The 20,885-nt window shown below is 73.9% G+C and carries 23 protein-coding genes; 19 read left to right on the plus strand and 4 right to left on the minus strand.

Annotation, left to right across the window (positions count from 1 at the left end):
* Window positions 1–77 precede the first annotated feature (77 nt).
* Window positions 78–1,169, plus strand: coding sequence for a peptide chain release factor 1 (gene prfA / locus IEY94_RS05545; protein WP_189168966.1), 1,092 nt, complete (start codon window positions 78–80; stop codon window positions 1,167–1,169).
* 12 nt (window positions 1,170–1,181) lie between these two features.
* On the opposite strand, the gene IEY94_RS05550 is transcribed toward prfA, so the two are convergent.
* On the minus strand, window positions 1,182–1,640 hold the full coding sequence (locus tag IEY94_RS05550; RefSeq protein ID WP_229783354.1) for an RICIN domain-containing protein: 459 nt from the start codon (window positions 1,638–1,640) through the stop codon (window positions 1,182–1,184).
* A 112-nt stretch (window positions 1,641–1,752) separates the two neighbouring features.
* Entirely contained in the window at window positions 1,753–3,339 is a 1,587-nt protein-coding gene (locus tag IEY94_RS05555; RefSeq protein ID WP_189168967.1) for a GGDEF domain-containing protein, read from the minus strand.
* 112 nt (window positions 3,340–3,451) lie between these two features.
* Between IEY94_RS05555 and prmC the strand changes: the two genes are divergently transcribed.
* The 17 genes from prmC to IEY94_RS05640 all read left to right on the plus strand — a co-directional run bounded on the left by prmC (window position 3,452) and on the right by IEY94_RS05640 (window position 18,158).
* Window positions 3,452–4,372, plus strand: coding sequence for a peptide chain release factor N(5)-glutamine methyltransferase (gene prmC, locus IEY94_RS05560; RefSeq protein WP_189168968.1), 921 nt, complete (start codon window positions 3,452–3,454; stop codon window positions 4,370–4,372).
* Window positions 4,369–5,034 carry an L-threonylcarbamoyladenylate synthase gene (locus IEY94_RS05565; protein ID WP_189168969.1) on the plus strand — a complete coding sequence of 222 codons (666 nt, stop codon included), beginning with the start codon at window positions 4,369–4,371 and terminating at the stop codon, window positions 5,032–5,034. Before prmC ends, IEY94_RS05565 begins: the two co-directional genes overlap by 4 nt.
* On the plus strand, window positions 5,034–5,648 hold the full coding sequence (locus IEY94_RS05570; protein ID WP_189168970.1) for an arsenate reductase/protein-tyrosine-phosphatase family protein: 615 nt from the start codon (window positions 5,034–5,036) through the stop codon (window positions 5,646–5,648). The genes IEY94_RS05565 and IEY94_RS05570 overlap by 1 nt, the downstream gene beginning before the upstream one ends.
* 25 nt (window positions 5,649–5,673) lie before the next feature.
* Window positions 5,674–6,954: a serine hydroxymethyltransferase gene (glyA, locus tag IEY94_RS05575; protein WP_189168971.1), complete on the plus strand. Its 1,281-nt coding sequence runs from the start codon at window positions 5,674–5,676 to the stop codon at window positions 6,952–6,954.
* A gap of 100 nt (window positions 6,955–7,054) precedes the next feature.
* Window positions 7,055–7,462: a hypothetical protein gene (locus IEY94_RS05580; RefSeq protein ID WP_189168972.1), complete on the plus strand. Its 408-nt coding sequence runs from the start codon at window positions 7,055–7,057 to the stop codon at window positions 7,460–7,462.
* 111 nt (window positions 7,463–7,573) lie between these two features.
* Entirely contained in the window at window positions 7,574–7,807 is a 234-nt protein-coding gene (locus IEY94_RS05585; RefSeq protein ID WP_189168973.1) for an AtpZ/AtpI family protein, read from the plus strand.
* Window positions 7,808–7,838: 31 nt separating this feature from the next.
* Entirely contained in the window at window positions 7,839–8,618 is a 780-nt protein-coding gene (gene atpB, locus IEY94_RS05590) for a F0F1 ATP synthase subunit A (RefSeq protein ID WP_189169347.1), read from the plus strand.
* Window positions 8,619–8,713: 95 nt separating this feature from the next.
* Entirely contained in the window at window positions 8,714–8,938 is a 225-nt protein-coding gene (locus IEY94_RS05595) for an ATP synthase F0 subunit C (RefSeq protein WP_189168974.1), read from the plus strand.
* Window positions 8,939–8,967: 29 nt separating this feature from the next.
* On the plus strand, window positions 8,968–9,495 hold the full coding sequence (locus IEY94_RS05600; protein ID WP_229783355.1) for a F0F1 ATP synthase subunit B: 528 nt from the start codon (window positions 8,968–8,970) through the stop codon (window positions 9,493–9,495).
* Window positions 9,495–10,316, plus strand: coding sequence for a F0F1 ATP synthase subunit delta (locus IEY94_RS05605; protein WP_189168975.1), 822 nt, complete (start codon window positions 9,495–9,497; stop codon window positions 10,314–10,316). Before IEY94_RS05600 ends, IEY94_RS05605 begins: the two co-directional genes overlap by 1 nt.
* Before the next feature lie 128 nt (window positions 10,317–10,444).
* Window positions 10,445–12,088: a F0F1 ATP synthase subunit alpha gene (atpA, locus tag IEY94_RS05610; protein ID WP_189168976.1), complete on the plus strand. Its 1,644-nt coding sequence runs from the start codon at window positions 10,445–10,447 to the stop codon at window positions 12,086–12,088.
* 9 nt (window positions 12,089–12,097) lie between these two features.
* Window positions 12,098–13,027 (plus strand): F0F1 ATP synthase subunit gamma, encoded by a 930-nt coding sequence (locus tag IEY94_RS05615; protein ID WP_189168977.1) that lies wholly within the window; start codon window positions 12,098–12,100, stop codon window positions 13,025–13,027.
* Window positions 13,027–14,457 (plus strand): F0F1 ATP synthase subunit beta, encoded by a 1,431-nt coding sequence (gene atpD / locus IEY94_RS05620; RefSeq protein ID WP_189168978.1) that lies wholly within the window; start codon window positions 13,027–13,029, stop codon window positions 14,455–14,457. The genes IEY94_RS05615 and atpD overlap by 1 nt, the downstream gene beginning before the upstream one ends.
* A gap of 190 nt (window positions 14,458–14,647) precedes the next feature.
* A complete protein-coding gene (locus IEY94_RS05625; protein ID WP_229783356.1) occupies window positions 14,648–15,976 on the plus strand; it encodes a hypothetical protein in 1,329 nt (442 codons plus the stop codon).
* Window positions 15,977–16,072: 96 nt separating this feature from the next.
* Entirely contained in the window at window positions 16,073–17,182 is a 1,110-nt protein-coding gene (locus IEY94_RS05630) for an LCP family protein (protein ID WP_189168979.1), read from the plus strand.
* 245 nt (window positions 17,183–17,427) lie between these two features.
* The gene (locus IEY94_RS05635; protein WP_189168980.1) at window positions 17,428–17,703 is read left to right on the plus strand and encodes a F0F1 ATP synthase subunit epsilon; all 276 of its coding nucleotides are present in this window, start codon (window positions 17,428–17,430) and stop codon (window positions 17,701–17,703) included.
* 14 nt (window positions 17,704–17,717) lie between these two features.
* Window positions 17,718–18,158 (plus strand): DUF2550 domain-containing protein, encoded by a 441-nt coding sequence (locus IEY94_RS05640; protein WP_189168981.1) that lies wholly within the window; start codon window positions 17,718–17,720, stop codon window positions 18,156–18,158.
* 93 nt (window positions 18,159–18,251) lie between these two features.
* On the opposite strand, the gene IEY94_RS05645 is transcribed toward IEY94_RS05640, so the two are convergent.
* Window positions 18,252–18,896: a 4'-phosphopantetheinyl transferase family protein gene (locus IEY94_RS05645; RefSeq protein ID WP_189168982.1), complete on the minus strand. Its 645-nt coding sequence runs from the start codon at window positions 18,894–18,896 to the stop codon at window positions 18,252–18,254.
* The gene (locus tag IEY94_RS05650; protein ID WP_189168983.1) at window positions 18,893–19,471 is read right to left on the minus strand and encodes a cob(I)yrinic acid a,c-diamide adenosyltransferase; all 579 of its coding nucleotides are present in this window, start codon (window positions 19,469–19,471) and stop codon (window positions 18,893–18,895) included. The genes IEY94_RS05645 and IEY94_RS05650 overlap by 4 nt, the downstream gene beginning before the upstream one ends.
* Here IEY94_RS05650 and murA point away from each other — a divergent pair.
* A complete protein-coding gene (murA, locus tag IEY94_RS05655; RefSeq protein ID WP_373291217.1) occupies window positions 19,470–20,846 on the plus strand; it encodes a UDP-N-acetylglucosamine 1-carboxyvinyltransferase in 1,377 nt (458 codons plus the stop codon). The genes IEY94_RS05650 and murA overlap by 2 nt on opposite strands.
* The last annotated feature ends 39 nt before the right edge of the window (window positions 20,847–20,885 follow it).

The raw sequence follows: 20,885 nt of genomic DNA on the forward strand, positions 1-20,885 counted from the left end.
CGGCAGCGGCCGGCGAACCGCGGCGCGGAGGTGGCCAGCATGAGCGAGCGGACCCGGACCCGGCCGGCGGTGCGCCGGTGAGCGGCGCGCAGCGGCTCGACGCCCTGCTGGCCGAGTACGCCGACCTGGAGCGCCGGTTCGCCGACCCGGCCACCCACGCCGACCCGGCCACCGCCCGCCGGGTGGGCCGCCGGTTCGCCGAGCTGACCCCGATCCACAGGGCCGCCGCCGAGCTGGCGGACGCCCGGGCGGACCTGGCCGCCGCCCGCGAGCTGGCCGCCGAGGACGCCGCGTTCGGCACCGAGGCCGACGCGCTCGCCGCCGGCCTGCCGGCGCTGGAGGAGCGGCTGGCCGAGCTGCTGATCCCGCGCGACCCGGACGACGCCAAGGACGTCCTGATCGAGATCAAGGCCGGCGAGGGCGGCGAGGAGTCGGCGCTGTTCGCCGGCGACCTGCTGCGCATGTTCACCCGGTACGCGGAGCGGCGCGGCTGGACCACCGAGATCATCGACGCGCAGGACTCCGACCTCGGCGGCATCAAGGACGTCCAGCTCGCCGTCAAGAGCAAGGGCACGCCCGAGGCCGGGCACGGCGTGTGGTCCCGGCTCAAGTGGGAGGGCGGCGTGCACCGGGTGCAGCGGGTGCCCGCCACCGAGTCGCAGGGCCGCATCCACACCAGCGCCGCCGGCGTCCTCGTGCTGCCGGAGGCCGAGGAGGTCGACCTCACGATCGACCCGAACGACCTGCGGATCGACGTGTTCCGCTCGTCCGGCCCCGGCGGGCAGTCGGTCAACACCACCGACTCGGCCGTCCGGATCACCCACCTGCCGACCGGCGTGGTGGTGTCCTGCCAGAACGAGAAGAGCCAGCTCCAGAACCGCGAGCAGGCCATGCGCATCCTGCGCGCGCGGCTGCTCGCGGTCGCCCAGGAGCAGGCGGACGCCGCGGCCTCCGACGCCCGCCGCTCGCAGGTGCGCACGGTGGACCGGTCGGAGCGGATCCGGACGTACAACTTCCCGCAGAACCGGATCACCGACCACCGGATCGGGTACACGGCGTACAACCTGGACCTGGCGCTCGACGGCGACCTGGACGGGGTGCTCGACGCGCTCGCCGTGGCCGACCGCGCGGCCCGGCTCGCCGGCGAGGACACCCCGGCCCGGCGCTAGCCCGCCCCGGGGCTACGGCCGCCAGCGCTGGAAGTTGCCGCCGTTGCAGGCGAGCGTGTACACCGCGCCGTCGGTGTTGCTGTCCAGGCAGAAGCCGGTGGCCACGTTGGCCAGCTCCTCGCCGAACGCGTGCTGCCGCACGTCCCACTCCTGGTACGAGCCGCCGTTGCAGGGCAGCGTGTAGACCGCGCGGGCGGCATTGCTGTCCAGGCAGCGCCGGGTCTCGGCGTTGACGAACCTGGTCCCGAACCGGCCGCCGACCCGGCTCCACTGCTGGTACCGGCCGCCGTTGCAGCCCAGCGTGTACACGTGGCCGGCGTGGTTGCCGTCCAGGCAGAGCAGGGTCGCGGTGTTCCGCATCGTGCCGGCGGCCGCGGTCGCCGGGCGCGGCGCCGCGGGCGCCGGGGCGCCGGCGGCCAGGGCGAGCGGCGCGCCGGCCAGGGCGGCGATGAGGACAGTGGTGCTGCGCATCGGTGGAACCCCCGTGTGTCGGTACCGGTCCCGGCCGTCGGGCGACCGCCGGGCTGCGGTGTCGCGCCCGCGGGATACCCGGACTCGGCGGTCGGAACCCTCGCCCGCGGCGTCAGCCGTCGCCGGCCACCCGACTGAGTGTCGGCAGGCCGCGCACCGCCGCCCGCGGGCGCGGGCGGTTCTTCGCCCGCAGCATCGCCCGGTCGGCGGTCTCGAACGCGGCGACGATCGCCGCCGGCAGCGCGCCCACGTCGTCCGCGGCGACCTCCGCCCAGCCGACCGTCACCCCGACCGGCGTACCGGGGACCAGCGCCGCCCAGTCCTCCGCCGCGACGCCGGCGGTGATCCGGTCGTGCAGCAGCGCGGTGTCCCGGCCGGCGTCGCCGGGCAGGACGACGACGAACTCGTCCCCGCCGTACCGGGCCACGAAGTCGCCCGACCCCATCACCCGGGCGAGCACCGCGGCGATCCGCTGGAGCACCAGGTCGCCGGAGAGGTGGCCGTGCACGGTGTTGACGTTCTTGAAGCCGTCCAGGTCGCACACGCCGATCACCGGGCGGCCGCCGCGGTTGATCATGCCGGCGACGTGCCGCTCCAGGTGCCGGCGGTTCGGCAGGCCGGTCAGCGGGTCGGTCAGCGCCTCGTCGGCGTACCGGGCGACGGTGTGCCGCAGCTCCTCGTGCGCGAGCCGGGCGGCGATGCCCTCGACGTACACGTCCTGCTGCGCGGCGATCCGCTCGGTGACGATCCGGAACGCCGCCCGGTCGGCCCGGTGCGCGGCCGCGTGGTCGCCGGCGCGCTGGTTGGCGAGGCTGCGCAGGCGCAGCGGCTCCGGCGCGCCGAGCACCGTGCGCTCGGGCAGGCTGTCCAGCCGGGTCAGCGCCTCGATCGGGAAGCCGGAGTTGATCGCCAGGCAGACCTCGCCGAGCTGCCGGATCTCCCGGGCCATCGGCGTCGGCCCGCCCGAGGCCAGCAGCGCCCCGGCGTCGAGCGAGGACGGTCCGCCGAGCACGGCCAGCCGGGCCAGCGCGTAGCCGTACCCCGTCCGGCCGCTCGGCCGCAGCAGCGCGATCCCGCCGCGCTGGCGCAGCGCGGCCAGCTCACCGGCCAGGTCGGACAGGATGCGCAGGCAGCCGTCGGTGTCGCCGCGGTGGTCCAGGGCCAGCGCGCCGCGCAGCCGGATGCCGGGCGCGGCCAGCGTCTCCATCGGCACCCCGACCAGCGCGCCGAACTCGCGCGCCTTGGCGATCGCGCTGAGCGCGTGCCGGTGGAAGCCGTGGTGCGAGTACGCCACCGCCAGGTCGTGCCACGCCGCCGCGGTGTCGACGTCGATGTCGGTGATCCGGTTCAGGAAGCGGGCGCCGTGCACGAGGTGGGTCACGGCCCGCTCGAACAGCCCGTGCGGGAACACCGTGACCGACGCCAGGGCATGCAGGTGGCCGTGCAGGTACGGGTCGTCGACCTCGCCGGCGGCGGCGAGCGCCGCCTCGGTGGCCTCCCGGTACGCCCCGGTCCGGCCGAGGTGGTACAGGATCGCCAGCCGCTGCACCAGCGCGTCGGCCCTGGCCCGCGGGTCGGCGGTGGCGGCGAGCACCCGGTCCACGACGAGGCACGCCTCGGCGGCCCGGCCGTCGATCTGCAACCGGCGCGCCTCGGCGAGCGCGCCGGCCTGGTCCCGCACCCGGTCCAGCCAGCCCACTCCGCCTCCTTCGCGACGCGCCCGCCGCCGGTGCGCGGCGCCGGCCGCGGTGGTCACCGCCGGGAGCCGGGCCCGCCGGCCGGGCGGCCCACCCGGCGGGCATGATTATCCGGTGCCCCGCCACACTGAACAGCCCACCGAAGGTACAGAACCACTCAGCGTGGTGATCGCACAAGCGGTGCGGGTGCTCTCCGCCGCCGGTGTGCCGTCGCCCAGAGTGGACGCCGAGCTACTGGCAGCTTACGTCCTCGGAACGCCCCGTGGGCGGCTGCATACTCTGGATGGCGTGCCGTCCGTCACTGCGGCCGCACTGGCCGCGCTGGTCGCGGCCCGCGCGGCCGGTGCGCCGGTGCAGCACCTGACCGGCAGCGGGCCGTTCCGCCACCTGGACCTCGCGGTCGGCCCCGGCGTGTTCATCCCCCGCCCGGAGACCGAGCTGCTGGTGGACTGGGGGATCGCCGCGCTCGCCGACGCCGCCGACCCGGTCGTGCTGGACCTGTGCGCCGGCTCCGGCGCGATCGCCCTCGCGGTGGCGCAGGAGGTGCCGGCCGCCCGGGTGTACGCCGTGGAGCGGGACCCGGCCGCGCTGGCCTGGCTGCGCCGCAACGCCGCCGCCCGGGCCGCGGCCGGCGACCGGCCGATCACGATCGTGGCCGGCGACGTCACCGACCCGGGGCTGGCCGCGGCGCTGCCGGCCGCCGTCGACCTGGTGCTGACCAACCCGCCGTACGTGCCGGCGGCCACCCCCGTACCGCCGGACGTGCGCCGCGACCCGGCGGCGGCGGTGTTCGGCGGCCCGGACGGCCTCGCGGTGATCCGGCCGCTGGCCGCGCTCGCCGCGGCCGTGCTGCGGCCGGGCGGCGGGCTGGCCGTCGAGCACGACGAGACCGGGGCCGCGGCGGTCGCCGCGCTGCTCGCCGCCGACTTCCTCGGCGTCGCGGGCCATGCCGACCTGGCCGGACGGCCACGGTTCACGACCGGGTGGCGGACGGATGGTGGGGACGCGGCCGGACGTGGGAGAGTGGTCGGGTGACCTTTTACGACTGTCGGACCGCGCGCGAGCGGGATCGCGCGCTCGAGGCCGCGGTCGAGGCCGTCCGCCTCGGCGAGCTGGTGGTCCTGCCGACCGACACGGTGTACGGCGTCGGCGTGGACGCGTTCCGCCCCGACGCGGTCACCCGGCTGCTGGAGGCCAAGGGGCGCGGCCGGCAGATGCCCCCGCCGGTGCTGGTCGGCTCGAAGGACACCCTCGACGGTCTGGTGTACAGCCTGCCGCCGGCCGCGCGCGACCTGGTCGACGCGTTCTGGCCGGGCGCGCTGACGCTCGTGGTCACGCACGCCCCCTCGCTGAAGTGGGACCTCGGCGACACCGACGGCACGGTCGCCGTCCGGATGCCGCTGCACCCGGTCGCGCTGGAGCTGCTCGCGCGCACCGGCCCGATGGCCGTCACCTCGGCGAACCGCACCGGCGAACCCGCCGCGAACACCGCGGAGGAGGCGCACGAGCAGCTCGGCGCCAGCGTCCGGGTGTACCTGGAGGCCGGCGCGGTGGCCTCGGTCGGGCCCGGCCCGGCGCTGCCCAGCACCATCGTCGACCTCACCGACGACATCCCCCGGGTGCTGCGGGCGGGCGCGATCCCGCCGGCGGCGCTCCGCGAGGTCGTACCGGACCTCGCCGAATCCGAGGAAGATTGATGCCCCCCTTCGTGGTCCTGCACGTCTGCATGGGGAACATCTGCCGGTCGCCGATGGCGGAGCGCCTGCTCGCCGCCGCGATCCGGCAGCGGGTGCGCGCCGTCGGCTGGTCGATGAACCCCAGCGACCTGGTGTACAGCCACGGCGCCGGCACCGGCGGCTGGCACGTCGGCCAGGCGATGAACCCGCCGGCCGCCCGGCAGCTCCGCGAGCGCGGCGCCGACCCGTCCGGCTTCGCCGCCCGGCGGCTGCGCGCCGACCAGCTCGACTCGGCCGACCTCGTGCTGACCGCGACCGCGGAGCAGGCCGAGTACGTCCGCGAGCTGCGCCCGGACGCCGCCGACCGGGCGTTCGTCCTGGGCGAGCTGAGCCGGCTGCTGCCGGCCGTGGACGCCGCGCTGCTGCCCGCGCCGGGCCCCGACCCGAAGCTGGTGTACGCCCGCGGGGTCGCGCTGGTCGAGGCCGCCCTGGCCGTCCGCGCCGGCGCCGCGCCGGGCGCGGCCGACGACCTGCTGGACCCGTACGGGCTGGCCGAGACCGAGTACGCCCGGGTCGCCGACGAGATCGAGCGGACCATTCATCCGCTCGCCGACCTGCTGATCCCCGGCCCGTAGCCGCCCGCGGGCGTACGCTCGGGGGGTGGAGCAGACGTACTGGGGGCCCGACTTCGCGCAGCTCGCGACCACCGACCCGGAGATCGCCGGCGTCGTCCTCGGCGAGCTGGAGCGGCTGCGCGGGGGCCTCCAGCTCATCGCCAGCGAGAACCTGACCTCACCGGCCGTGCTCGCCGCCCTCGGTTCGACGCTGACCAACAAGTACGCCGAGGGGTACCCGCAGCGGCGCTACTACGGCGGCTGCGAGCAGGTCGACATCGCCGAGCGGCTGGCCGTGTCCCGGGCGACCGCGCTGTTCGGCGCCGACCACGCCAACGTGCAGCCGCACAGCGGGGCGAGCGCCAACCTGGCCGCGTACGCGGCGCTGCTCCAGCCCGGCGATACCGTGCTGGCGATGGGGCTGCCGCACGGCGGCCACCTCACCCACGGCAGCAAGGTCAACTTCTCCGGGCGCTGGTTCGCCACCCTCGGCTACACCGTCCGCGAGGACACCGAGCTGATCGACTACGACGAGGTCCGCGACCTGGCCCGGGCGCACCGGCCCAAGATGATCATCTGCGGGGCGACGGCGTACCCGCGGCTCATCGACTTCGCCGCCTTCCGGGCCGTCGCCGACGAGGTGGGCGCGTACCTCATGGTCGACGCCGCCCACTTCATCGGCCTGGTCGCCGGCGGGGCGATCCCGTCGCCGGTGCCGTACGCCGACGTGGTCTGCGCCACCACCCACAAGGTCCTGCGCGGCCCGCGCGGCGGCATGATCCTCTGCCGGGCCGACCTGGCCGCGCGGATCGACAAGGCCGTCTTCCCGTTCAGCCAGGGCGGCCCGCTCATGCACGCGGTCGCCGCGAAGGCCGTCGCGCTGCGCGAGGCGGCCACCCCCGAGTACGCCGCGTACGCCCGCCGGGTCGTCGAGAATGCCCGCGCCCTTTCCGCCGGCCTGGCCGCGCACGGCATGCGCCCGGTCTCCGGCGGTACCGACACCCACCTGACGCTGGTCGACCTGCGCCCGGTCGGCGTGACCGGCGCCGAGGCGGAGGCGCGGTCCGACGCGGCCCGGATCACGCTGAACAAGAACGCCATCCCGTACGACCCGCTGCCGCCGCTGACCGCCAGCGGCATCCGGGTGGGCGCGGCGAGCGTGACGACGCAGGGGATGGGCCCGGACGAGATGACGATCGTGGCCCGACTGGTCGCGGCGGCGTCCGGGGCGGACCCGGCGACGACGGCGGGGGCGGCGACGCTGCGCGACGTCGCGGCCGAGGTGGTCGACCTGGTCGGCAAGTTCCCCGCGTACCCCGCCCCCTGAGCCGGCCGACCCGCCGTTTCGCTTTCCGGGCCCGGCCGGGCACCATGTGGGGGCGCGGCCGCCCGGCGCCGCGTGCGCCGAGCGAGCGAGGGTGAGTGGCATGGGGTCCGGTACGGCGGAGGACGGGTGGCGGCTGCGCCACCTGCCGATCCTGCTGGCGAGCTGCGCGGCGACGGCGGTCGTCGCCACGATCGCGGCGTGGGCGGTGGCCGGGCCGGCGAGCGCCGTGGGGATGCCGATCGGGATGGCGGTGTCCGTCGGCAGCTTCACCGTGACGACGGTGCTGCTCGCACACCTGGACCGGGTGGCGCGTCATTTGATCATGCCGTTCGGGATGACCCTGTACGCGACGAAGTTCACCCTCTTCGCGGTCCTCATGCACGCGGTAGCGCGGACGGAGTGGCCCGGTCTGCCGGCTCTCGCGATCGGCATCGTCGTCGGGGCATTCGCGTGGATCGGTACGCATATTGCCTGGTTACAGACTCGACGCGGTCGACCGCGTTTGTGACCGTCGCCGTCGGCCCGGGACATCGGCGAACGCCTACTTAGGCGACGCTCACTCGCCGTTCAGGGGGGTGTGCCCGCGACGGTCCGCCCGACTGATATCGTTCGCCGCGTCATGGCAGGTGACCACACTTCTCCGCAGAAGCCGGACCCGGGCGACCCGCCGCCCGTGCAGTCCGGTCAGGGCTATGCGGTGCTCGGCTACCTGATCGCGGGGATGGCGGTGTGGGGCTTCGTCGGGTTTCTGGTCGATCGCTGGCTGGACACCGGTGGGATCTCCACCGGCATCGGTCTGATCCTCGGTGCCGCCGGGGGCGTGTACCTGGTGGTCCGCCGGATGGGCCTGTAGCAATGGAAGGAACACGGTGCTCGCACAGCTGATGACCGACCCGGGCGACGGCGGCGGCTTCCACCCGCCGACGGTCAAGGAGTTCTTCCCCGCGCCCGTCGTCGACGGCGCGCCGTTCTGGCTCACCAGGTTCCCGATCCTGGTGTGGATCGCCGTGGCGGCCATCATCATCTACTTCCTGGTCGCGTACCGCGACCCGAAGCTCGTGCCCACCAAGAAGCAGTGGATCGCCGAGTCCATCTACGGTTTCGCGCGCAACTCCATCGCGAAGGACATGATCGGCCACGAGGGCATCCGGTTCGCCCCGTACCTGGCCACGCTGTTCGTGTTCATCGCCGCGACGAACTTCTTCGCCATTCTGCCCGGTGTGCAAATGTCGCCGAACGCGCACATCGCGTTCCCGCTGGTCCTCGGCCTGCTGAGCTACATCGTCTTCATCGCCGCGGGCATCAAGAAGAACGGCGCCGGCAAGTTCTTCAAGAACCACCTCATGCCGCCGGCCCCCTGGTTCATGCAGCCGCTGCTGATCCCGATCGAGTTCATCTCGACGTTCGTCGCGCGACCCCTGACGCTGGCGCTGCGGCTGTTCGCGAACATGTTCGCCGGGCACATGATCCTGGTCGTCTTCACGATGGGCGGGTTCGCGCTGATCGGCGCGCAGAACTTCCTGCTCAAGCCGATCGGCGTCCTGTCCTGGGCGATGGCCATCGCCCTCACCTTCCTGGAGATGATGGTCATCGTGTTGCAGGCCTACATCTTCAGCGTGCTGTCCGCGAGCTACATCGGCGGCGCACTCGCCGATGAGCACTGAGCGACCCAGCCGAGCACCGAGCGACCCACGAGCCCATCCTGCAAGTCCTAAGTCCCGCGTGAGGGTCACGCGCGATTACCGGGAGGAACAACGCAATGGAGATTCAAGCCGCGGTTGAGGGCAGCGTCGCCGCCATCGGTTACGGCCTCGCCGCGATCGGCCCGGGCATCGGCGTGGGTCTGGTCTTCTCGGCTTACATCCAGTCGACGGCGCGCCAGCCGGAGTCGAGCCGGATCACGCAGCCGTTCGTCTGGATCGGTTTCGCCGTTATCGAGCTGCTCGCGCTGCTGGGCATCGCCTTCGGCTTCCTCTGGCAGTAATTCCGACCGTGCTGCTGTAGGAGGCTGCAATGATGTTTCTGGCCGCCGACGACCCGAGCCCGATCGTCCCGATCTGGGAAGAGATCGTCATCGGTACGATCGCGTTCGGCATCCTGTTCTGGGTGCTGAGCAAGTTCGTCTTCCCCAAGATGGAGGAGACGTTCCGGGCGCGCGTCGACGCGATCGAGGGTGGCATCCAGCGCGCCGAGGCGGCCCAGGCCGAGGCCAACGCGACGCTGGAGCAGTACCGCGCCCAGCTCGCCGAGGCGCAGACCGAGGCCGCGCGCATCCGTGACGAGGCCCGGGCCGACGCCGAGGGCATCCGCCGCGACGTGCTGGCCAAGGCCGCCGAGGAGCGGGACCGCATCATCGCGGCCGGCAAGGAGCAGCTCACGGCCGAGCGGCAGGGCATCGTCCGCGACCTGCGGGCGGAGCTGGGCACGCTGGCCGTGGACCTCGCCGGGAAGATCGTCGGCGAGTCGCTGGCCGACGAGGCGCGGCAGCGCGGCACCGTCGACCGGTTCCTGTCCGACCTCGAGACCGCCGGGCGGCGCTGATGCAGACCGCCAGCCGGGAGTCGTACGCCGCCGCGGCCGCGCGCCTGGCGGCGTACGCCGAGTCGGCGGTGCCGGACGCCCTGGCGGCCACCGCCGGGGAGATCGACACGGTGGCCCGCCTGCTCGGCCGGGAGCCGCGGCTGCGCCGCGCGCTGTCCGACCCGGCCCGCGCGGGCCGGGACCGGGCGGAGCTGCTGCGCGGGCTGCTCGACGGCCGGGCCTCGGCGGCGACGCTGGACGTGCTGGGGACGCTGGTCGCCGGGCGCTGGTCGGCGCCGGGCGAACTGCTGACCGCGGCCGAGACGCTGGTCGTGGACGCGCTGCTGGCCGCGGCCGACAAGGCCGGCGAGCTGGCCGAGGTCGAGGACGAGCTGTTCCGCTTCGGGCAGGTCGCCGCCGGTACGCCGGCGCTGCGCTCGGCGCTCGGCGACTCGACCACCGACCCGGTCCGCCGGGCCGGCCTGGTCGCCGACCTGCTCGGCGGGAAGGCCGGGTCGGTGACGGTCCGGCTCGCCGAGCTGGCCGTGCGCGGGTTCGGCGGGCGCGGCTTCGAGGCGGCGCTCGGCCGGCTGGTCGAGCTGGCCGCGGAGCGGCGGGAGCGGCAGGTCGCGTACGTGACCGTCGCCGCGCCGCTCGACGCCGCCGCCCAGTCCCGGCTCGGCGCGGCGCTGGCCGCGCAGTACGGCCGGGAGGTCTCGATGCGGTTCACTGTCGACCCGGCCGTCGTCGGCGGGATCAGCGTCCAGGTGGGCGCCGATCTGTACGACGGCACGATCGCCCGCCGCCTCGCCGAGACCAGGCAGGCACTCACCGCGCGCTAGCGCGGACGACCGGCCGGGCGCTGCGGCGCCCGCCGGTCCCGGACAACGCGCCTGATCGGGCGCTGTATGAAGCCGCTCGCTCACGGCGCCCCGCGGGGAGCCCGGGCACAACGCAGAGGAAGCAGAGGATGGCCGAGCTGACCATCTCGTCGGAGGAGATCCGGGGCGCCCTGGAGCGCTACGTCTCCTCCTACAACCCGGAGATCTCCCGTGAGGAGGTCGGCATCGTCGCCGACGCCGGCGACGGTATCGCCCACGTCGAGGGCCTGCCCTCGACGATGGCCAACGAGCTGCTGGAGTTCGCGGACGGCACGCTCGGCGTGGCGCTGAACCTGGACGTCCGCGAGATCGGTGTCGTCGTCCTGGGCGACTTCACCGGCATCGAGGAGGGCCAGAGGGTCAAGCGGACCGGCCGGGTGCTCTCGGTCCCGGTCGGCGACTCCTTCCTCGGCCGCGTCGTCGACCCGCTGGGCAAGCCGATCGACGGCCTGGGCGAGATCCGCCACGAGGAGTTCCGCGAGCTGGAGCTCCAGGCGCCGAACGTCATGGCCCGGCAGTCGGTGTTCGAGTCGCTGGAGACCGGCATCAAGGCGATCGACGCCATGACGGCGATCGGCCGCGGCCAGCGCCAGCTCATCATCGGCGACCGCAAGACCGGCAAGACCACGGTCGCCCTGGACGCCATCCTCAACCAGCGGGCGAACTGGGAGAGCGGCGACCCGAAGAAGCAGGTCCGCTGCATCTACGTGGCGATCGGCCAGAAGGCGTCCACCATCGCGTCCGTCAAGGGCACGCTGGAGGAGCGCGGCGCGATGGCGTACACGACCATCGTCGCCTCGCCGGCGTCCGACCCGGCCGGCTTCAAGTACCTGGCCCCGTACGCCGGCTCGGCCATCGGCCAGCACTGGATGTACGGCGGCAAGCACGTGCTCATCGTCTTCGACGACCTGAGCAAGCAGGCCGAGGCGTACCGCGCGGTGTCGCTGCTGCTGCGCCGCCCGCCGGGCCGCGAGGCGTACCCGGGCGACGTGTTCTACCTGCACTCCCGGCTGCTGGAGCGCTGCGCGAAGCTGTCCGACGAGATGGGCGGCGGCTCGATGACCGGCCTGCCGATCATCGAGACGAAGGCCGGCGACATCTCGGCGTTCATCCCGACCAACGTCATCTCGATCACCGACGGGCAGGTCTTCCTGGAGGCCGACCTGTTCAACCAGGGCGTCCGGCCGGCGATCAACGTCGGCACCTCGGTCTCCCGGGTCGGCGGCGCCGCGCAGCCCAAGCCGATGCGCAAGGTCGCCGGCCGGCTGCGGCTGGACCTGGCCCAGTACCGCGAGCTGGAGGCGTTCGCCGCCTTCGCCTCCGACCTGGACAAGGCCTCCCGGCAGCAGCTCGACCGGGGCGCGCGGCTGGTGGAGCTGCTCAAGCAGCCGAACTACTCGCCGTACCCGGCCGCCGAGCAGACCGTCTCCATCTGGGCCGGCACCGCGGGCAAGCTGGACGACGTCCCGGTCGCGGACGTGCGCCGGTTCGAGAACGAGTTCCTGGAGTACCTGCGGCACAAGCACCGCGGCACCCTGGACTCGATCGCCGCCAACAACTGGGGCGACGAGATCACGAACACGCTGGACGAGGCGATCGCGCACTTCAAGCAGCTCTTCCTGGCGAAGGACAAGCCGGTCCGGATCAACGAGGCCCCGGCCGCGCCGCTGGCGGGCGCCGAGGACCGCGAGTCGGTCACCCGGTACACGACCACCGACGACGACCGGCGGTAGGGCACGCCCATGGCCGGTCAGGTACGCGTTCTTCGACAGCGGATCCGCTCCGCGAAGTCGATGAAGAAGATCACCAAGGCGATGGAGCTGGTCGCGACCAGCCGCATCGCCAAGGCCCAGGCCCGGGTCGCGGCGTCGCTGCCGTACGCGGAGGCGATCACCGGGGTGCTCACGGCGCTCGCGTCGAGCACCTCGATCGACCACCCGCTGCTGACGGCGCGCTCCGCGATCCGGCGGGCCGGCGTGCTGCTGATCACCAGTGACCGCGGCCTCGCCGGCGGTTACAGCGTGAACGCCATCAAGACGGCGGAGCAGTTGATCGCGCGGCTGCGGGCCGAGGGCAAGGAGCCGGTGCTGTACGTCGTCGGCCGCAAGGGCGTCGGCTACTACTCGTTCCGCGGCCGGCCGGTCGCCGCGAGCTGGACCGGGTTCAGCGAGCAGCCGTCGTTCGCCGACGCCCGGGCCATCGGGGGGACGCTGATCGAGGCGTTCACCCGCGGCGCGGACGACACGGCCGACGGGCCCGGCGCGGACGGCGTCGTCGGCGTGGACGAGCTGCACATCGTCTCGACCCGGTTCCAGTCGCTGATGACCCAGGTCCCGCAGGCGCGGGTGCTCGGCCCGATGCAGGTCGAGGACCAGCCGCGCACGCCGGGGGCGGTCCCGTCGTACGAGTTCGAGCCGGAGGCCGAGGCGCTGCTCGACGCGCTGCTGCCGCGGTACATCAACACGCGGATCTACGCGGCGTTGATCGACTCGGCGGCCAGCGAGTCGGCCGCCCGGCGGCGCGCGATGAAGAGCGCCACCGACAACGCGGAAGACATGATCCAGAAGTACACGCGGGAGATGAACTCCGCGCGTCAGGCCGGGATCACCCAGGAGATCAGCGAGATCGTGGGCGGCGTCAACGCTCTCGCTGCGGCAGGAAGTGAACAGTGATGACGACAGAGACTCTGACCGCCACCGGTCGCGTTGTCCGGGTCATCGGCCCCGTGGTGGACGCCGAGTTCCCGCGCGATGCGATGCCCGAGATCTTCAATGCCCTCAAGGTCGACGTGGAGCTGGCCGAGGGCCGCAAGACGCTGACCCTGGAGGTCGCCCAGCACCTCGGCGACAACATCATCCGGGCCATCTCCATGCAGCCGACGGACGGCCTCGTCCGGGGCAGCGAGGTGCGCGACACCGGCGACCCGATCATGGTCCCTGTCGGTGACGGCACCAAGGGCAAGGTGTTCAACACCATCGGCGAGTGCCTGAACCTCAAGGAGGGCGAGCAGCTCGAGGTGACCGAGCGGTGGGGCATCCACCGCAAGGCCCCGGCATTCGCCGACCTGGAGCCGAAGACCGAGATGCTGGAGACCGGCATCAAGGTCATCGACCTGCTCGCGCCGTACGTCAAGGGCGGCAAGATCGGCCTGTTCGGCGGCGCCGGCGTGGGCAAGACGGTGCTCATCCAGGAGATGATCATCCGGGTCGCCAACAACTTCGGCGGCACCTCGGTGTTCGCCGGCGTGGGCGAGCGCACCCGCGAGGGCAACGACCTCATCCACGAGATGACCGAGACCGGCGTCATCGAGAAGACCGCGCTGGTGTACGGCCAGATGGACGAGCCGCCGGGCACCCGGCTGCGGGTGGCGCTGTCGGCGCTGACGATGGCGGAGTACTTCCGCGACGTCCAGCACCAGGAGGTGCTGCTGTTCATCGACAACATCTTCCGGTTCACCCAGGCCGGCTCGGAGGTCTCCACGCTGCTCGGCCGCATGCCGAGCGCCGTGGGCTACCAGCCGACCCTGGCGGACGAGATGGGTGAGCTGCAGGAGCGGATCACCTCGGTCCGGGGCCAGGCGATCACCTCGCTGCAGGCGATCTACGTGCCCGCCGACGACTACACCGACCCGGCGCCGGCGACCACGTTCGCCCACCTGGACGCGACCACCAACCTGGAGCGGTCGATCTCCGACAAGGGCATCTACCCGGCGGTGGACCCGCTGGCGTCCTCGTCCCGGATCCTCGCGCCGGAGTACGTGGGCGCGGACCACTACGCGGTGGCCTCCGAGGTGAAGCGGATCCTGCAGAAGTACAAGGACCTGCAGGACATCATCGCCATCCTCGGCATGGACGAGCTGTCCGAGGAGGACAAGATCACGGTCCAGCGGGCGCGCCGGATCGAGCGGTTCCTGTCGCAGAACACCTACGCGGCGAAGATCTTCACCGGCATCGAGGGCTCGTTCGTGCCGATCAAGGACACCGTGGAGGCGTTCCGGAAGATCGCCGAGGGCGAGTACGACCACATCCCGGAGCAGGCGTTCTTCATGTGCGGCGGCCTGGACGACCTGGAGCGCAACGCCCGCGAGCTGGAAAAGGCGTAAGCGCGACGCACGACGCGGCCGCGGTGGGCAACCACCGCGGCCGCTTTCGTTTTCCCCGGTGACCGGTCGGATTTGACCGACTTCAGGAATGGCTAAAGCTGTCTTCATCGGACTCTCAGGAATGCTGCGCAACTGTTATATTGGCCGCGATCTTGCGTAGCTTCTACTGTGGAGGGGCCGGGTCGGCGCCTTGAAGATTCCAGACTTCCCGTCAGCAGCAGCCGGCCGCCGCGCGGCCGCCCGCGTCCTCGCCGGCCTGACCGGCACCGCCGTCGCCCTCGGCTCGCTCGGGTCCGCGCACGCGGCGCGCCCGGCCGTGAACCCGACGCACCCCAGCGTGGTCAAGGACAACCCGGCCGACTGGACGCCGAACGTCCTCGACGGCAGCGTCGAGGCGATCGCCCAGATCGGCGACCGGGTGTACCTGGGCGGCTCGTTCACCCGGGTGCAGAAGCCGCGGCGCGGCGCCACGGTCAAGGTGCCGTACCTGGTGGCGGTCAACGCCCGCACCGGCGCCGTCGACGAGGACTTCGACGCGGCCGTGGACGGCACCGTCCGGGCGATCGAACCGGCGGCCGACGGCAGGTCGCTGTACCTCGGCGGCGACTTCCGCGAGGCCGGCGGCGTGCAGCGCCGCTCGCTGGCCCGGGTCGACGCCGGCACGGGCGACGCCGTGAAGGGCTTCACCGCCCCCGCGCTGGACAGCGTGGTGCACGACCTGCGGCTGGTCGGCTCCCGGCTGTTCCTCGGCGGGGCGTTCGGCACGGTCGCCGGGCGGGCCCGGCCGGCGCTGGCCGCCGTGGCGCCCGGCACCGGCGCGGTGGACAACACCGTCGACCTGGGCTTCGCCAAGCAGCGGGTCAGCCAGACCGGCGCCCGGGCGCCGATCCGGGTCAGCGCGCTGGACGCCACCCCGGACGGCAAGCGGCTGGTCGTGATCGGCGCGTTCGGCGAGGTCGACGGGCAGAGCCGGGGGCAGCTCGCCGTCCTCGACGTCGGCAAGGACGTGACGCTGTCCCGCTGGGCGACCACCCGGTACGCGCCGTACTGCGCCACCAGCATCCCGTCCACCGTCCGCGGCCTGGACATCTCGCCGGACGGCAAGTACTTCGTGGTGGCCACCAGCGGCGGCCCCGTCTCGAACACCCTGTGCGACACCGCCGCCCGGTGGGACCTGGGCAGCGACGGCCCGAACAAGCAGCCGGCCTGGGTCAACCACACCGGCGGCGACACCCTGCTGTCCGTGGCGATCACCGGCGCGGCCGTGTACGTCGGCGGGCACCAGCGCTGGCTGGACAACCCCCGCGGAAGCAACCGGCCGGGCCCGGGCGCGGTGACCCGGGAGGGCATCGGCGCGATCAACCCGAGCACCGGCAAGGCCCTGTCCTGGAACCCGGGCAAGGAGCGGGGCATCGGGACCGGCGCACTGTACGCCACCAAGGCCGGCCTGTGGATCGGTTCGGACACCGAGCTGGTGGCCGGCGAACGCCGCGAACGGGTGGCGTTCTTCCCCCTGTAGCGGTTCCGCGGAGCCCCCTCGCAGCGCCGCCGCGGGTCGTAGGCTGAGGCCACGTCCGCGGCCCGCGGGCGGCGTCACGGGGGAGGGTGATCGGTCGTGCTGCGCCCGCGCAGCCCGCTCTGGGCCAAGTTGAGCCTGCTCGCGGGCGTGCTGCTCGTCCTCGGCAGCGGGGGCGCGCTGGCCGGTACCCGGCTGGTCGCCGCCCGGTACGAGGGCGCGGTGCAGACCGCCGACCTGTTCGGCGACGCGGCCACCCCGACGCCCGAGCCGCCGGAGCTGGCCGGGCCGCTGGACCTGCTGCTGGTCGGCATCGACCCGCGGGACAGCATCGCCGACTGGATCCCGCGGGCGGACTCGGTGATCCTCGTGCACGTACCCGAGGGGCTGGACCGGGCCTACCTGATCTCGCTGCCGCGGGACCTGCTGGTGACGATCCCGCCGTTCCGCCGCGCCGGCTACTGGGGCGGGCAGGACAAGCTGGCGCACGCGATGTACTTCGGCGCGCAGGTGCCGGGCCGGACCCAGCCGGACGTGGCCGCCGGGTTCACCCTGCTGGCCCGGACGGTGAGCCGGTACACCGGGATCAAGGACTTCGACGCCGGGGCGATCGTCACGTTCACCGGGTTCAAGCGGATCGTGGACGCGCTGGGCGGCGTGACGATGTACCTGGACCAGGACGTCACCTCGATCCACCTCAAGCCGGACGGCAACCACCGGGAGCCCAGCGGGACCGGCGGCGAGGGGCCGTACGCGTACGTGGGGCCGCAGAAGCAGTACGCCAAGGGCACCCGGCACCTGAAGGGCTGGGAGGCGCTGGACTACGTCCGGCAGCGCTACATCGACGGCGGCGACTACGCCCGGCAGCGGCACCAGCAGCAGTTCCTCCGCGCGATGATCAACCGGGCCCGGGCCCGGGACGTGGTGACGAACCCGCTCAAGCTGGACCGGGTGCTGACCGCCGCCGGCGCGGCGCTGACGTTCAACGGGCGCGGCCACTCGCTGCTGGAGTACGCGCTCACGCTGCGCCACCTGCGCTCGGAGTCGATCACGCTGGTCCGGCTGCCCGGCGGCGGCGTGAGCAGCGGCGGGCAGTACCTGGGGGAGCGGCTCGACCCCGTCGCCGCCGGCTTCTTCGCGGCGCTGCGCGCCGAGCGGGTGGACGACTACCTGGCCCGGCACCCGCAGCTCGCCACGCCGTTGCAGTGATCCCGCGGAGCGGCCCGCGTACGCAGTGACCCGGCTCACATCCGCGCCCGGCGCCGCTGGTCCGGGCGGCGCGGTGTGCCCGCGGGGCGGAGCCCGGCGCCGGGGCGCGACACGCGGACCATTACACTCGCCGTACCCTGCCCGGCGTGCGCCCACCGCCCGGCGACCGGCTCCGCTGCCGGCGCTGGCGTGGTGGGGGTTCGTCGCGGGCGCTGTAGTTGTCGGCGTTGTCGAGGAGTCACCGCGTGGCCAAGCAGTTGCACGTCGAGTTCGTCGCCGTCGAGGAGAAGATCTGGTCCGGCGAGGCCGAGATGCTCGTCGCGCGCACCACGGAGGGCGAGCTGGGTGTCCTGCCGGGCCACGCCCCACTGCTCGGGCAGCTCGCGGAGCCCAGCGAGGTGCGGGTGACCGTGCCGGGCGGCGGCAAGCGCGTCTACGAGGTCGCCGGCGGCTTCCTCTCGGTGACCGACAAGGGCGTGACCGTACTGGCCGAGAGCGCCAGCCTCCGCAGCGCGAACTGACGGGCGGCCCGCCGGTGGTGATCCTCGAAGTGATCGGCATCGGCGTGCTGCTCCTGCTCGTCTTCATCCTCCTGCTGTACCTGCGCCGGACCGCGATCGCCCGGTCGGGCGGCACCATCGCGCTGCACGTCCGGCTGTCCACGGTCGTGCCGGGGCGCGGCTGGTCGCCGGGCGTGGCCCGGTTCGCGGGGGACGAGCTGCGCTGGTACCGGATCTTCAGCTTCGCCCCGCGGCCCCGCCGCGTGCTGTGCCGGCAGGGCCTGGTGGTCGAGGGCCGGCGGCTGCCGGAGGGGCCCGAGCGGGCCACCCTGCCGCCGGACTGGGTGATCCTGCGATGTCTGGGCCGCGGTACGGCCGTCGAGATCGCGATGGCCGGCGCCACGGTCGCCGGCTTCCTCTCCTGGCTGGAGGCCGCGCCGCCGGGCACCGTCGCCCCGCGCCTCGTCAGCAACTGACCCGAACGACCACCGCCGCCCGCCGGCCACGCCAACCCGCCGGCCACTCCCGCCCCGCCGGCCCCGCCGCCCGCCGACCCGGCCGCGACGCCGTCAGGCAGGCAGGGCGATCGCCGCGACCAGCAGCCCGTCGGCCGCCGCCCACCGGCCGGTGAACCCGCGCAGCGGCTCCCCCCGGTACGCCGGCCCCTCGACCAGCAGCGCCGCGGTGAACGTCCCGTCGGCGGCCAGCGCGACCCGCGCCTCCTCGAAGCCCAGCCAGCGCCGGGCCAGCGGGTACCACGCCTTGTACACCGCCTCCTTCGCGCAGAACAGCAGCCGGTCGGCGTGCGCGGTCACCGGCGCGCCGGCCAGCTCGCCGGGCAGCGCGATCACGTCGGCCACCCCGTCGGGCAGCGGCGCGGCCGGCTCGGCGTCCAGCCCGACCGCCGCGTACGCCGCCGCCCGGGCCACCGCGGCGCCGCGGAAGCCGGCGCAGTGGGTCATGCTGCCGACCACGCCCGCCGGCCAGGCCGGCGCGCCGCCCTCGCCCCGGGGCAGCGGCACGGGCGGCTCGCCGAGGTCGGCCAGGGCGCGCCGGGCGCAGGCGCGGACGGTCCGGTACTCCCGCTGCCGGCCGGCCACCGCGCGGGCGAGCTGCGCCTCCTCGGCCGGCCAGGCGGTCGGCTCGGTCAGGTCCGCGCGGGTCTCGGCGTGCCGCACGTCCGGGGGCAGGACAGCGGCGAGCAGGCCCGTCATGCGCCGCGCTGGCCGCCGGGCACCCAGCGGACGTCGCCGTCCGGGTTCGCCGATCTCGACAGAATGAACAACAGGTCGGACAACCGGTTGAGATACTTTGCCGGCAGGGTGCTGGTCTGCTCGGGCTCGACGTCGAGCAGCGCCCAGGCGCTGCGCTCGGCGCGCCGCGCCACGGTGCGCGCCACATGCAGCAGGGCGGCGCCGGGGGTGCCGCCGGGCAGGACGAAGGAGTCGAGCGCCGGCAGCGGCTCATTGAACCGGTCGCACCACGCCTCGAGGCGGGTGACGTACTCCTCGCTGACCCGCAGCGGGGCGTACGGGGGGTTGGGGGTGATCGGGTTGCACAGGTCGGCACCGACGTCGAACAGGTCGTTCTGCACCGTGGTGAGCACCGCGCGGATCTCGCCGGGCAGCCCGCCGAGCGCCAGCGCCGCGCCGATGGCGGCGTTGCACTCGTCGGCGTCGGCGAACGCGGCGATCCGCGGCGCCGTCTTGGCCACTTTCTCGTTGTTGCCCAGCCGGGTCGTGCCGGCGTCGCCGGCGCGCGTGTAGATCCGGGTGAGGTGAACTCCCATGACGCCCAGCGTACGTGCGCCCGCCCCGCAGCCGGGGGTCTGGCCGCCGTTGGACCTGCCGGAGACCGCCGGCGAACCTACGATGGCCGACGTGGACGTGATCCGGATCGCCGGTGCCGCCCGGCTGGCCGGGGAGGTCCCGGTGGTGGGCGCGAAGAACTCGGCGCTCAAGCTGATGGCCGCCGCGCTGCTGGCGCCCGGCCGCACGGTGGTGGCCAACGTGCCGCGGATCACCGACATCGCGATCATGGCGGAGGTGCTGCGCCGGATCGGCTGCGAGGTGGTGTTCACCGCCGACGAGGTGGCCATCGAGGTGCCGGAGCGGCCGGGGACCGAGGCCGACTACGACCTGGTCCGGCGGCTGCGCGCGTCCATCTGCGTGCTCGGGCCGCTGCTGGCCCGCCGCGGCGAGGTCCGGGTGGCCCACCCCGGCGGCGACGCGATCGGCTCGCGCGGCCTGGACATGCACATCGCCGGGCTGACCGCGATGGGCGCCCGGGTGTCCGGCGCGCACGGGTTCGTCATCGCCCGCAGCCCGCAGCGGCTGCGCGGCGCGCACATCCGGCTGGACTTCCCCAGCGTCGGCGCCACCGAGAACCTGCTCATGGCCGCGGTCCTCGCCGACGGCGAGACGGTGATCGACAACGTGGCCCGGGAGCCGGAGATCGCCGACCTGTGCGCGATGCTGACCGGGATGGGCGCGGTGATCGACGGCGTCGGCACGTCCGCCCTGCACATCACCGGCGTGGACGCGCTGCACCCGGTCCGGCACACCACCATCGGCGATCGGATCGTGGCCGGGACGTGGGCGTTCGGGGCGGTGATGACGTACGGGGACGTGACCGTCACCGGCGTCGACCCCGCGCACCTGGCGGTGGCGCTGGACAAGCTCGTGGACGCGGGCGCGCTGGTCGAGACGCGGGCGCCGGGCGGGTTCCGGGTGCGGATGGACGGGCGGCCGCGCGCGGTCGACGTGGCGACGCTGCCGTACCCCGGCTTCGCCACCGACCTGCTGCCGATGGCGATCGGCCTGGCCGCGGTCGCCGAGGGCGCCTCGCTGATCACCGAGAACATCTTCGACGGCCGGTTCATGTTCATCAACGAGATGCTGCGGCTGGGCGCGCACGTGCGCACCGACGGGCACCACGCGGTCGTCCGGGGGCAGCCGGCGCTGTCCGGGGCGCCGGTGCGGGCCACCGACATCCGCGCGGGCGCCGGGCTGGTCATCGCGGCGCTGACCGCCGAGGGGGAGACCACGGTCAGCCACGCGCACCACATCGACCGCGGGTACCCCGACTTCGTCGAGCACCTGCGGCGGCTCGGCGCGCCGGTCGCCCGGGCGGCGGCGCCCGCGGAGCCGGCGTACGTGTTCTGAGCCCACCCGCCGGCCGCCGGCGGGGCGCGGCGGCCGGTA

Source organism: Pilimelia anulata (genome assembly GCF_014647895.1).
Lineage (GTDB): Bacteria > Actinomycetota > Actinomycetes > Mycobacteriales > Micromonosporaceae > Pilimelia > Pilimelia anulata.

Coding starts and splice junctions, on each gene's coding strand:
- IEY94_RS05550 (WP_229783354.1), bottom strand. CDS start 1,640: ATGCGCAGCACCACTGTCCTCATCGCCGCCCTGGCCGGCGCGCCGCTC.
- IEY94_RS05570 (WP_189168970.1), top strand. CDS start 5,034: ATGCCCCCCTTCGTGGTCCTGCACGTCTGCATGGGGAACATCTGCCGG.
- IEY94_RS05580 (WP_189168972.1), top strand. CDS start 7,055: ATGGGGTCCGGTACGGCGGAGGACGGGTGGCGGCTGCGCCACCTGCCG.
- IEY94_RS05585 (WP_189168973.1), top strand. CDS start 7,574: ATGGCAGGTGACCACACTTCTCCGCAGAAGCCGGACCCGGGCGACCCG.
- atpB (WP_189169347.1), top strand. CDS start 7,839: ATGACCGACCCGGGCGACGGCGGCGGCTTCCACCCGCCGACGGTCAAG.
- IEY94_RS05595 (WP_189168974.1), top strand. CDS start 8,714: ATGGAGATTCAAGCCGCGGTTGAGGGCAGCGTCGCCGCCATCGGTTAC.
- IEY94_RS05600 (WP_229783355.1), top strand. CDS start 8,968: ATGATGTTTCTGGCCGCCGACGACCCGAGCCCGATCGTCCCGATCTGG.
- IEY94_RS05605 (WP_189168975.1), top strand. CDS start 9,495: ATGCAGACCGCCAGCCGGGAGTCGTACGCCGCCGCGGCCGCGCGCCTG.
- atpA (WP_189168976.1), top strand. CDS start 10,445: ATGGCCGAGCTGACCATCTCGTCGGAGGAGATCCGGGGCGCCCTGGAG.
- IEY94_RS05615 (WP_189168977.1), top strand. CDS start 12,098: ATGGCCGGTCAGGTACGCGTTCTTCGACAGCGGATCCGCTCCGCGAAG.
- atpD (WP_189168978.1), top strand. CDS start 13,027: ATGACGACAGAGACTCTGACCGCCACCGGTCGCGTTGTCCGGGTCATC.
- IEY94_RS05645 (WP_189168982.1), bottom strand. CDS start 18,896: ATGACGGGCCTGCTCGCCGCTGTCCTGCCCCCGGACGTGCGGCACGCC.
- murA (WP_373291217.1), top strand. CDS start 19,470: ATGACGCCCAGCGTACGTGCGCCCGCCCCGCAGCCGGGGGTCTGGCCG.
- IEY94_RS05650 (WP_189168983.1), bottom strand. CDS start 19,471: ATGGGAGTTCACCTCACCCGGATCTACACGCGCGCCGGCGACGCCGGC.